Source organism: Candidatus Woesearchaeota archaeon, assembly GCA_016214075.1.
Classification (GTDB): domain Archaea; phylum Nanobdellota; class Nanobdellia; order Woesearchaeales; family DSVV01; genus JACRPI01.
Genome location: JACRPI010000003.1, coordinates 1 through 12,316, shown reverse-complemented (window position 1 = coordinate 12,316; position 12,316 = coordinate 1). Strand labels below are relative to the sequence as shown.

Annotated in this window: 13 protein-coding genes; 9 read left to right on the top strand and 4 right to left on the bottom strand. The window is 40.4% G+C overall.

Going from position 1 to position 12,316, the window contains the following annotated elements; genetic code table 11:
* Positions 1–9: 9 nt before the first annotated feature.
* Positions 10–621, bottom strand: coding sequence for a hypothetical protein (locus HZC31_00470; GenBank protein MBI5001838.1), 612 nt, complete (start codon positions 619–621; stop codon positions 10–12).
* Positions 605–1,189, bottom strand: coding sequence for an HTH domain-containing protein (locus HZC31_00465; protein MBI5001837.1), 585 nt, complete (start codon positions 1,187–1,189; stop codon positions 605–607). Before HZC31_00465 ends, HZC31_00470 begins: the two co-directional genes overlap by 17 nt.
* Positions 1,190–1,344: 155 nt before the next feature.
* On the opposite strand from HZC31_00465, the gene HZC31_00460 reads away from it, so the two are divergent.
* From HZC31_00460 to HZC31_00420, 9 genes are all read left to right on the top strand, one after another.
* Positions 1,345–2,868, top strand: coding sequence for a PKD domain-containing protein (locus HZC31_00460; protein ID MBI5001836.1), 1,524 nt, complete (start codon positions 1,345–1,347; stop codon positions 2,866–2,868).
* Positions 2,869–2,935: 67 nt separating this feature from the next.
* Positions 2,936–4,414, top strand: coding sequence for a hypothetical protein (locus HZC31_00455; protein ID MBI5001835.1), 1,479 nt, complete (start codon positions 2,936–2,938; stop codon positions 4,412–4,414).
* Positions 4,415–4,482: 68 nt separating this feature from the next.
* Positions 4,483–6,468: a LamG domain-containing protein gene (locus HZC31_00450; protein ID MBI5001834.1), complete on the top strand. Its 1,986-nt coding sequence runs from the start codon at positions 4,483–4,485 to the stop codon at positions 6,466–6,468.
* 157 nt (positions 6,469–6,625) lie between these two features.
* The gene (locus HZC31_00445; protein ID MBI5001833.1) at positions 6,626–7,000 is read left to right on the top strand and encodes a ribonuclease P; all 375 of its coding nucleotides are present in this window, start codon (positions 6,626–6,628) and stop codon (positions 6,998–7,000) included.
* A 156-nt stretch (positions 7,001–7,156) separates the two neighbouring features.
* Positions 7,157–7,906, top strand: coding sequence for an archaeal proteasome endopeptidase complex subunit alpha (gene psmA, locus HZC31_00440; protein ID MBI5001832.1), 750 nt, complete (start codon positions 7,157–7,159; stop codon positions 7,904–7,906).
* A gap of 12 nt (positions 7,907–7,918) precedes the next feature.
* Positions 7,919–8,626: a ribosome assembly factor SBDS gene (locus HZC31_00435; protein MBI5001831.1), complete on the top strand. Its 708-nt coding sequence runs from the start codon at positions 7,919–7,921 to the stop codon at positions 8,624–8,626.
* A 243-nt stretch (positions 8,627–8,869) separates the two neighbouring features.
* On the top strand, positions 8,870–9,640 hold the full coding sequence (locus HZC31_00430; protein MBI5001830.1) for an RNA-binding protein: 771 nt from the start codon (positions 8,870–8,872) through the stop codon (positions 9,638–9,640).
* 51 nt (positions 9,641–9,691) lie between these two features.
* Positions 9,692–10,414 carry an exosome complex exonuclease Rrp41 gene (locus HZC31_00425; GenBank protein ID MBI5001829.1) on the top strand — a complete coding sequence of 241 codons (723 nt, stop codon included), beginning with the start codon at positions 9,692–9,694 and terminating at the stop codon, positions 10,412–10,414.
* On the top strand, positions 10,407–11,183 hold the full coding sequence (locus HZC31_00420; GenBank protein MBI5001828.1) for an exosome complex protein Rrp42: 777 nt from the start codon (positions 10,407–10,409) through the stop codon (positions 11,181–11,183). Before HZC31_00425 ends, HZC31_00420 begins: the two co-directional genes overlap by 8 nt.
* Positions 11,184–11,416: 233 nt before the next feature.
* Here HZC31_00420 and HZC31_00415 read toward each other — a convergent pair whose 3' ends face one another.
* Together HZC31_00415 and HZC31_00410 are read right to left on the bottom strand one after the other, a co-directional pair.
* On the bottom strand, positions 11,417–11,566 hold the full coding sequence (locus HZC31_00415) for a hypothetical protein (GenBank protein MBI5001827.1): 150 nt from the start codon (positions 11,564–11,566) through the stop codon (positions 11,417–11,419).
* Positions 11,567–11,577: 11 nt separating this feature from the next.
* The gene (locus tag HZC31_00410) at positions 11,578–12,063 is read right to left on the bottom strand and encodes a hypothetical protein (GenBank protein ID MBI5001826.1); all 486 of its coding nucleotides are present in this window, start codon (positions 12,061–12,063) and stop codon (positions 11,578–11,580) included.
* Positions 12,064–12,316 lie beyond the last annotated feature (253 nt).

Below are 12,316 nucleotides of genomic sequence, written 5' to 3'. Positions count from 1 at the left end.
CAAAATTCTCTATAGCTTCTTCAACAGTTCTTTTTTTATTTTTACAAACTCTTGATGGGTAAGAGAGAGATATTTTATATCAGAAAAGCCAGTAAGGATATGCTTGACTCTGATTCGGTATTCTTCAAGATTATATTTTTTTAAGAGAAAAATATATTTCTTAAAATCAATTGGAGCAAAACAAAGAAGGGTGACAATATCAATCCTATCTTTTTGGCCTTTGATGCTGTCTTTTCTGTCAATTTCAGCTCCTTGTTTAAGGATCAGGAGAATTTCAGCGGCAACAACAGGTATTCCTTCAATGGTTATTATCTCTCTTTTTATGTCTTCGACAGGAAGGGTAAGCTGAGAATAATAAGGGACATAAATGTCCAAATCTATTTCCTCAAATTGAATTTCATACTTTTTTAAATGATCATTTTTTTTAAGGTCATAGTTTTGTTTGAGAAAATCAAGATCTTTAATGTTTGGAAGGATAATGTCTATGTCTTTTGATTTATGTTGTTTGGTCCAAAGATATGCAGCCCACCCGCCAATGACTATAAATGAGTATGGTTCTTTCTTCATTCCTTGAAGAATTTTCCAGCTTTTCTCTGTAAGAAGACTATTCCAAAATTCCATGAAGTCGTTTCTCCATTGCAACTATAAATTCCTTTGCATACCAGTCTCTAAGATTCCAAAGATCAACGAACGTCTGTGCAACTGTTGTCGTTTTTCCATGGGATTCCATGAAAGGATCTTTTTTTAGGACAAACAAGTTAGGAACCCCTTTTTGTAAAGGAAAGCGTTTTTTCAGATATTCATCACCATAAACGTATACTTCAGAATAATCCGCAGGAACATCGTGGTATAAAAATTTGTATGCGGTATATGCGCCAAATATGATGTCATTAGGCATTGCCTTTTCTATTGCAATAACTGATTTTTCGACACGAGTAGTATAAATGATGTCTTTTTGTAAATTTCGGATACTTGCCCAGTAATAAAGAATCTTTTTTCTGTCAAGAAGATGGAACGACCTCTGCTTTATTTCAAGCGCGCCCATCGATTCGAGAAGCGTAACTGCGCTGTTAACAGTACTGAGTGAAATATGAAGTTTTTTTGCAAGTGCTGCCTGTGTAAACTCGTTTGTTTGTTTTTCAAGACTCCAATACAGGAGTTCTCTATAAACAAGCTCTGTTTTATTCATCTTTCATTGGATAACCTCAGTTATTTATATATCTTTCGATAAAATAAGAAAGATATATAAATCTGGCTAAAATTAATTCGAAATGAATAAACGCAAATTCCGTAGCCTTTATATATGCGCCTTCCTACAAAAAACAGCATTGAGGTGGTTTTTTCATGAGTAATAAAATAACAATAGCGATTCTATCTATTTTAGCAATATTTTTTTTGACGGCGCAGTCTTGTAATTTTGGGACATCTACAGGATTAGCAGCAGACTGTGTTGGAGAAGGAGACATCGTTTGCGATGATACAGAAGCGTATGAATGCGGTCTTGCGGCGTATGGCACGGGATATTATGTCAGCAGATCATCAGATAACGATGCAGAATATTGCGGTGCAGTAGATACCACCGATACAGATGGTGATGGTGTGTATGATAGCGATGACGTATGCGAAGGGTACAACGATACTGAAGATAATGATGCTGATGGCACGCCTGATGGTTGTGATACTGACGATGACGATGATGGATATACAGATAGAATAGAACTACGAGCAGGTTCAGATCCAGATGATAGTGCAAGCGTTCCAGCAACACGATGTACTTCAGATTGCGGAGCATATCTCTGTGATGAACCAGCAGCAGCGTGTTATACAGAATGTACTGATGGTACTGAATGTGAAGATGGATATAGTTGTGTGAGTAATGTTTGTACAAGTGCAACAACGGGAGCTCTGGAAGCAGTGTGCAGTTCAGATGCGACAACAGTTGAAGAAATGGAAAACATTTACTTTTATGGTTCTTCAAGTACTGATGATGGGACTATTGTCAGCTATACATGGGATTTTGGTGATGGTACTATGGGAACAACTGTTCCTGATACTGCATATGGGTATATTAATGCAGGATCCTATACAGTAATATTAACTGTTACTGATGATGAAGGAAACACGGATGACTGTACGATTGATATTACAGTAGAAGAACCAGCAGCAACACTCGCAGCGGATTGTGGAGGAACATATGCTGGTGCAGTTGGTGATACCATTACATTTGATGGCTCTGCAAGTACTGGTGATATTACTGCGTATGAGTGGGACTTTGGTGATGGAACAACAGAAGGACCAACATCTATCGTTACAGATGTTTCAGAAATAACCACAACGCATAGTTATAGTGCAGGCGGTACATATACTGTTGTTCTCGTTGTAGAAGATGCTTCAGGAGATCAAATGTACTGTGAAACAACAGCGGAAGTGTCGCATACATCATACGAAGCAACAGATGTAACAGATGCATCAATAGACACAGTCTCTTCCACAAGATTGTTTGTATACAGAGATGCGACTACGATGTTTAAGGCAATGGGCTTTATTACCGAATCAACAGGAGCGTTTACGGACATGAACTCTAATAATCCAACTTCAGCAACGCCACTGTTAATTGGTTCAAATACTTTGTGGGCAGGAACTGCAGGGAATGTAGTTTCTATAACAACAGATGTGAGTACTATCGATGTGTATCTTCCAACACTATCAAGTTCTGCACGTGTTGACACATACATGCTCTTCTATATTGCAGATGATGGAAGCACGTATTATGCGGATGCAGAGCATGATGGTCTTGATTCACCAGCAGATATATTAACTTCAGAAGAAGCAATAACTGCGGATCATCTCGCGCAAGCTGCACCATAATTTTTTATTCTTTTTTCATTTTTTCTTTTTCGCAATGTTTAAATAGTATAATCTCTAAAAAATCATTATGAAAAAAACAATAATATTCTTACTTTCCATTCTTGCAATCATTTTCTTAACAGCGCAGACTTGTACCACGACAGCTCTTGGAGCTGAATGTGAAAATGAAGGAGATATTGTTTGTGACGACACAAAAGCGTATGAATGCGGTCTTTCCGCTTCAGGATTTTACACCAGCCGCGCATCAGAGTACGATGTTTCGGATTGTGGCGCAGAAGAAGAAACAGAAGAAGAAATTGCAGACGAAGATGACGATGGGGTTGCCGATGAAGATGATGTTTGTGAAGGATATGACGATGCGGAAGACGCGGACAGCGATACAGTTCCAGATGGCTGTGATCTTTGTGAGGGAGAGGATGATGCGGTTGATGTTGCAGGAGAAAGCGGTGTTGCTGATTGTTTAGAAGAAGATATAGAAGAAGTTGAGGAAAAAATAATAGACACCGATGGTGATGGTGTTGCAGACGAAGATGATCTCTGTGAAGGATATGACGACAACACAGATAGCGACACTGATTTAATTCCTGATGGATGCGATGTATGCGAAGGTTCTAATGATGCTGACGATGCAGATAGCGACACAATTCCGGATGGTTGCGATGTCTGTGAAGGGTATGACGATATGGTAGATGCGGACAGTGATACTGTTCCAGATAGTTGCGATGTCTGTAGCGGAGATGATACTTCCGACGCAGACAGTGATCTTGTTCCAGACAGCTGTGATGTGTGTAGCGGATATGATGATAATGCAGACAGCGACTCTGATTTAGTTCCAGATGGCTGTGATCTTTGTGAAGGTTCTGATGATGCAGAAGATGCGGATAGTGATACTGTTCCAGATGCATGTGAAGCAGATAGTGATGGAGATGGCGTTATTGATGATGATGATGTTTGCGCAGGGTATGATGACGCAACAGATACAGATGGCGATGGAACGCCGAATGGCTGCGATGATGACGACGACGATGATGGATATACAGATGCGGAAGAAGCTGCAGAAGGAACAGATTCATTAGATGCAACGAGTTTCCCTAATCCAGATCCCTATGAAGTTAAAGATGTGACAACTGTATCATACACGACAACACTCACCACAAGACCGCAGTTTTGGAATTATGAAAAAGTGGTGAGTGGTTGTTTCTCAAGTATGGGCTTTTACATACCAGGCACTGGTTTTAGCGATAGGAATAACAATAATCCTACTGCGGAAAGTCCGTTGCTTTTTGGTGCTGGAAATGTCGCGTGGAATGGATTTTCTAGTGCAGATACACTCACAATAACAACAGATGTTTCGACAATTACTGTTGCGATACCAGATATAACGAGCAGTCAAAAAGTAAATGCGTTTATGATGTTCTATATTGCGGAAGATGGAAGCACTTATTATGCAGATAGCGGGCATGATGGAGTAAAAGTGAATGTCGCGGATCTTTTATCACCTGCTGCTGCGCTGACTTCCACGCATCTTGCGAAAGCGGCAGAGTGAGGTAATTTCTTTTCGCAATCTTTATATACTTCTCTGTGCAGAAAAACCAGCATTGAGGTGGTTTTTTCATGAGTAATAAAATAACAATAACAATTCTATCTATTTTAGCAATATTTTTCTTAACAGCGCAGACTTGTTCAATTCCTTCGACATCTACTGGACTCGCAACAGACTGTGTTGGAGACGGAGACATTGTTTGCGACGATACAGAAGCGTATGAATGCGGTCTCGCGGCGTATGGCACAGGATATTATGTGAGCAGAGCGTCAGAATATGATGTGGATTATTGTGGCGCAGTAGAAGAATTTGATGAAGAATCCCTCGCGCGAATATTGATTTCACTTTCCTCCGATCTTGAAGATACTATTGATGATTTACAAGATCTCAAAATGGAAGGAAGAGCTGCGGAAGCAGATGCTGATGGCAGAGCGCTTGTCAGAATCCGCGCAGAGTTGAGTGATATAAGAACAACATTGGCAGATATTAGTAGTGTCCTTGATGATGTGACAGCAGATGTTGTAGATGCGGCAGCTGCGGGAGAAGATACAACTGCTCTTGATGCGTTAGTAACTGATGCGGAGACTGAATTATCCGTTGCGGAAGATCTCTTACTTTTGGTAAGCGAACAAGTGACTGATGCGCTTGCTGCGTTGAGTGGTGGATGTAGTACATATGCAGATTGTGCAAGTGGAGAAGCATGTTCATCAGCAAGTGTTTGTGAAACAGATACAGATGGTGATTATACAGTTGATAGTGAAGATCTCGATGATGATGGAGATGGGTATTCAGATGTTTTAGAAGGAACTGCAGGTTCAGATCCTATGGATGCAACGAGTATTCCTTCACCAAGAGACGATGATAGTGATGGAATGCCGGATGCTTGGGAACGATATTTTGGTTTAGATTACACAACAGATGATAGTGGAGATGATGACGATAGTGATGGTCTCACGAATGTAGAAGAATATACTGCAGGAACAGATCCAACAGATGCAGATACTGATGGAGACATGATTTCTGATGATGTAGAAGTAGAAGCTGGTACTGATCCAACAGATAGTACTGATTACCCTCTTTGTAGTAATACTGATGGTGAAAAAGATTACTACACATATGGACAAACAATTGATAAATCTTCAGGAACAACATATTATACAGAATATTGTATCTCTGATTATTTCGTGAGGGAGTATTATTGTATTGGAGATGCAGTGGACTATGATGATGCTGATTGTGCGTATTACGGCATGACCTGCGATGCAGGTGCATGTATATCTAGCTGTTCTTCAGATAGCGATTGTGGGACAGGCGAGTCCTGTTATGTAGATACAGGAATTTGTCTTGCAAATGCAGATGACGATGATGAAGATGGACTAAGTAATTATGTTGAGATAACTATAGGATTCGATCCAACTACAAATGAGCTAAGCAGTTATGAAATTCTTAATTTTGACATTGACAGTCATGATTGGGTTGCCAAAGATTCAGATAGTGATGGATATACAAATTATTATGGAAGTACGAGTTCAGGAGCGTATGCAGTAGGAAATGTAGCATATACTTCTGATGGTGAGAATTATATAATTGATTTGACAGATACATCAAGCAAAGACTATGTCTACTTTGATGCAGCAACACTTCCAACAGATGTTGGTAGTTGGTTTGTCATTAAAACACTCGTGAAGCCATCAACTTCTGATACAACTGGAGAGCATAGTATTGTAACATTACCAACAAGTACCTGTTATTCTCCGCAATATTCTGTGAGTGCATCTGGAGGGAAGTATAAGATTAACATCAATGTTGGTGGAACAATGAAATATGTGAAAGGTGGTACAGTAACAGCAGATACATGGCAGGAGGTCGTTGCCGTCTATAGAGACAATACGCTTTATCTATTTGTTGATGGTGCAGAGGTAGGTACTTCCATAACAACAAGTGGTTCATTAGTAACCACGACAAAAGACCTTTATCTTGGTCACAGTGATCCGTCATGCACCAGCAACTACGACTTCGAAGGATACTTAGACACCACCTATATTTGGGGAGAATAATTTTTTAATTTTTTCTTTCTTTCTTCCTCATTTCAATCATTTCTCAACCCCAAATTTCCAACCAAAACCTTTATATATCTCTCTAGCATCTTTTCTATTGCGAGAGAGAAAAACGAATAAGAACAGATGTTCTTTCTCAACAAATGAATGTTGTATTATGAGGTTGCCTTGGAGTATCCAAACGGCAAAACAAGTGATGGCACGAATAAAACCATTGTTGCCAACATTGCGAGAACGCAAACGGTATCTTGCATTTGAAGTCTTGTCAGAAAAAGAGCTTCAATGGGCAATGATAAAGAAAGCGGTCTTTGACGCGATGAAGGAATATGTCGGTGTTAATGGAATAAGTGACGCAGGTCTTTTGTTTGTCAAGAATAATGGCAATAAAGGAATTTTGCGAGTGAGCCACACATCGTTGAACAAAGTTCGCGCGGCGTTGATATTTATAAAAAACATTGATAGTCAAAAAGTAATCGTCAAAAGTATTGGCGCGTCAGGAATGCTGAACAAAGCGAATGACTACATTGCGTAAAGAAAAAAAATAAAAAAGAATCGCTAAGCATAAACACAAAACACGCACAAGCAAAGACCACATACACAATTCATCCTTTATGAAAATATAAAGGCAAAATAATTCAAATAATTAAACGAGAAAGCATAAAATAAAGAAAAAAATTGAGGTGCCAAAATGCAACAACAACAGCAAATGAATCATCAGATGATGGGATACGATAGGGCAATCACGATGTTTAGCCCAGATGGACGACTCCTTCAAGTTGAATACGCGAAAAAAACAGTCAAGCAGGGTTCAACAGCAATTGGAATGATCTGCACAGATGGCGTCTTGTTCGTCACGGACAAGCGTATCGTCGATCCATTAGTTGTCGCGGACAGTGTTCAGAAAATATTCCAGATTGACGAGCATATTGGCGCGACAGCGGCAGGAATTATTTCTGATGCGCGTGTCCTCATTGAACGTTCACAGCTCAAAGCGCAGCAGCACAAAGTTACATTTGACAGTCCTATTGACACACAAAGTATTGTGAAAGACGTTTGTGATCTCAAGCAAATCTGCACGCAAAGTGGCGGTCTAAGACCGTTTGGTGTTTCTCTTCTCATTGGAGGAATTGACATTGATGGTGCGCATTTGTATGAAACAGATCCGACAGGAATTTTCTTTGAATACAAGGCAACAGTCATTGGCGAAGGAGAGCAGGAAGGAGAAGAAATTCTTCACAAAGAATACAAAGACGATATGACTGTGGATCAAGGATTAAAACTTGCGATAAAAACACTTCAGGCAGTATTGAAAGAAAATTTCAGTATTGATCGAGTGGATTGTGTCATGATAAAAAGTCCAAAAAAACAGTTTACGCGAGTGCCAAAACAAAAAATAAGTCAGGCGTTTGGCGAACTCAAAGACGGAAAAAAGAAATAAGAAGGTGAAAAAATGGTTGACGTTGATAAAGCGGTAATTGCGCGGTTGAAAACACATGGAGACAGATATGAAATCCTTGTTGATTGCGATAGCGCGCTTGCGTTCAAAAGTGGAAAAAATGTTGATATGAATGATGTTCTTGCGTCGCAGAAAATATTTACAGAAGCAAAGCGAGGCATTGTCGCGTCGCAGCATCGCATGATGGAAATTTTCGGGACAGAAGACACAGCGGAAATCGCGAAAATCATTCTCAAGAAAGGAGAAGTACAGGTTACTGCGGAGCATAAGCAGCATGAGATTGATGATAAGAGAAAACAAATTCTTGCGTATGTGCACAGAAATGGTGTTGATCCAAAAACACATTTGCCACATCCGCCGCAGCGAATTGAGCTTGCGTTTGCAGAAGCAAAAATTCACATCGACGAGCACAAGCCAGTGATGGAGCAGATTCATGAGATTGTCAAAAAATTGCAGCCAATCTTGCCAATTAAGTTCGAGAGAAAAGAAATGTCTGTGAGAATTCCAGGGCAGTATGCGGGAAAAACATACAGCGTGATCAAAGGAATGTCGCACATCCTAAAAGAAGAGTGGATGAATGATGGCAGTTGGAAAGCAACAATAGAAATTCCAGCAGGCATGCAGACAGAGCTTTTTGACCAGCTCAACAGCATGACGCATGGATCAGTGGAAGCGGAAACACTGAAGATCGAGAAAGCGTAGAGGAAAGCAAAGTCAAAATAAGCATAAAACAACACAACGTCAAAAAACAACAATGGCGCTGACGCGACGGGGGATGGCCCCTCGGGGTGTCGCGTAGGACATTTTGTGAAACAAAATGGCCGTCAGCCGCCTGTGTTGTTGTTTTTTGAAAATAAGTTGTTTTGGGGATAATATTATTTTGAAAATAAATTGTTTTGTGAATAACACTCAAAAAAAGAAGGAATATACGGAGATGAATACACAATGGGAAAATTGTTAGTAGAAGAACGAGCGGTTGTTGTTCCAGGAGAACAGATCGCAGAAGGAATGGATTATCTTCCTGCGCAAGGCGCGTATAGGAAAGATGATATGATTCTTGCGGGCCGACTTGGCTTGTTGACAGTAGATGGAAGAGCAGTAAAAATAATTTCATTAAGTGGCAGATACGCGCCAAAGCGCAATGACGTTATTATTGGAAAAGTTATTGACGTGATGATGAGTGGCTGGCGCATGGAAATCAATTGCGCGTATAGCGCGATGCTTTCGATGAAAGACGCGACAAGCGACTTTATCGCGAGAGGAGCGGACTTGACGCAATTCTTTAATCTTGGAGACATCGTTGTTGCGAAGATTGTGAATGTCACGTCGCAAAAACTCGTGGATTTGAGTACAAAAGGACCAGGATTAAGAAAACTCTACGGAGGACGATTAATCTATGTGAACTGCAATAAAGTGCCAAGAATTATTGGCAAGCAGGGTTCCATGGTCAGCTTGATCAAAAACGCGACAGGATGTAAAATCATCGTTGGACAGAATGGAGTCATTTGGATTTCAGGAGAACCAGCGCAAGAAGTGATTGCGATTGAAACAATTAAAAAGATCGAAGAAGAATCGCACGTTTCTGGATTGACTGACAGAATTACAGAGTTCCTCGAAAAAACATGCGGAAAATTCCCGCAGCAGGAACAGCAACCATTTGAAGGAGAACAACAAATGGATGCAGAAGGTCCAATGGACGAAGAGCAACAACAATAAAAAAAATGAGTGAGAACAAATTAAAAACAATACAAATTACAAGGTGAAATAATGGCATATACAAAACGATTAGATGGACGCGGTCTGAAGGAAATTCGACCGATTGTCGCAAAAGCAGGTGTGATTAAGAACGCGGATGGTTCTGGATATTTCAAGATTGGAAATACAATTGCGTACGCAGCAGTGTATGGTCCACGAGAATTGCATCCAAAATTTTTGCAGGATCCAAGTACAGGTATCTTGCGATGCAATTACAACATGATGCCATTCTCAGGAATGGGCAATAGAGTAAAGCCAGGACAAAACAGACGAGCGAAAGAAATTTCCATGGTCACAGAGAAAGCATTGCTTCCAGTGGTGGATCTCAAAGACTTTCCAAACGCGGTCGTTGACGTTTTCATTGAATTGCCACAGACAGACGCAGGAAGTCGTTGCGCGGGAATTTGTGCTGCGTCTATTGCGCTTGCGGACGCGGGCATTCCAATGAAGGATCTTGTTTCCGCGGTTTCTGTCGGAACTGTTGATGGCACAACTGTCGTTGATCTTGATTATTTGGAAGAAGCGTATGAATGTGAGCAAGGAGTTGCGGATATTCCAATCGCGTATATTCCTTCAACACAGGAAATCTCTTTGCTCCAGATGGATGGAGAGATCACAAAAGACATGCTTGTTGAAGCCTTAAAGATTGGGCAAGAAGCGTGCAAAGAAATCATTGAAATTCAAAAAAGAGCGTTGAAAGAAAAATACAGTGTGAGTGGTGAAGGCAATGAATAAGAAAAACCCAGTACGCGATCATCTCTTAAAGATGTTAGATGCAGGAATCCGTTTAGATGGCAGAAAAGCAGACGAAATTCGAACTGTTGAAGTCACCTACGGCATTTCCAATACAGCGGAAGGTTCTGCGTCAGTAAAAATTGGAGAGACGCAGGTTGTTGCGGGAGTAAAACTTTCTGTGGAAAAACCATTTCCAGACACGCCAGATGAAGGGATTATCATGGTCAACGCAGAATTGCTTCCATTGTCAAGTCCGCGCTTTGAGTCTGGTCCGCCAAGCATTGAAGCGATTGAGCTTGCTCGTGTTGTGGACAGAGGATTGCGCGAAAGTAAAGCGTTGGATGTCAAAAAACTCTGCTTGAAAAAAGGAGAAAAAGTCTGGGGAGTCTCCATGGACATTTGTACCATTAATGATGCAGGAAATTTGCTCGACGCGGCAGGTCTTGCGGCTATTGCGGCGTTGCAAGATACAGTGTTCCCAAGCTATGATGGCATTGAAGTGAATTACAAGGAAAAGACAGGAGAAAAATTGCCGTTGAGTAAAACGCCAATTCCGTTCACTGTTCTGAAAGTGGGAAAATATTATATTGTTGACCCATTGCAGGAAGAGATGGCGTGTGTTGATGCGAGACTAACAGTGACGACAACTGCGGATGGAACAATTTGTTCGTTGCAGAAAGGCGGCGATGCTGCGTTGACTGTTGAAGACATTGATACGATGATCGGTCTTTCTCTGGACAAAGCAGAACAATTGCGAAATGCGTTGTAATTTTTTTTGATTTTTTCTTTTTTAATTTTTTATTCATTTTTATTCTCTTTTGTTTTTCTCAATGAACTATTCTCCTCAATAAAAAATAGCCACTAAAAAAAATACACGCACCCGCATAAACAATTGTCAGGGGGACCCATTGCCGCAGCAATGAGGTATTGTTTTAGAATAAACTCATATGTCAAGAGAGAAAAAATAACAAAGAAGGAAGAAAAAAAATAGCGAACGAATCCCTACCCACAAAAGCTAATCGGGAAAGGAATCACTTCTAAAACAAGCAATATCATGAGAATAATTCCAAAGATTAATCCCGTGATAAATCCTTTGAAAACATCTGCCCATAATCCAATAAATCCTTTCTTTGAAAAAAACAATCTTTGCATCTGTGTCACCTCTATACTCCTCGTTCTGCTTCTGTTGCTATCATGCGGAGTGTGCTCATGTCGCGTTGCGCGTCGTTAACTATTCGTTTCTCGACAGCTTTAATCTCAGTGATGATCGCGTCAAGTCTGCGAATCATTTCTCCAGTCTTTCGCATTTCTGCTTCCATCTTTTTGTGCGCTTCAGCGTCGCTTGTTGTTCTGTCTTGCATTTTGAAATTTTTGTGCGCGGTTTGAAGGTTGACTTCTTTTGCGGTTAAAAGACCCTGGATCCTATTCAACTCTCCGATAATGTTGAGTGTTTTTCCATTCATGTATGCTTCCATGCGTGCGAGAAAATGAAGTTGTTCTTCTAGTCCGTGAATCAAATGTTCTACTCGCTCAGAATCACCGCGAAGTGCTTGCAATTTTTCTTCTGATTCCCCTAAGCGTGCGGCTTCCGCAGAAATCAGTGACGCGACATTTTTTCCAAGACCTTCAAAGCTGACGATGACAAACACCTCTTTTTGGATTTGTTCTTCTTTTTATTTTTCTTCTCATATTTTTATCAGTATTTTACTTTCTCTTCTTCTCCTTTTCTGAGAATGTTTCTATATAAATCTTTCCGTCGTTGGGGCTCCGGTGAAAATCTCTAACAATATTGCTTTCAAGTTGTGAAGGATAACTCTTGCAGCGACTTCAGAGTGTTGCGCTCTGAAAGAGACGCTTCGGACGTAGTCTCCGAAGCGTCTCTTGAAACTAGAATTATTGTAT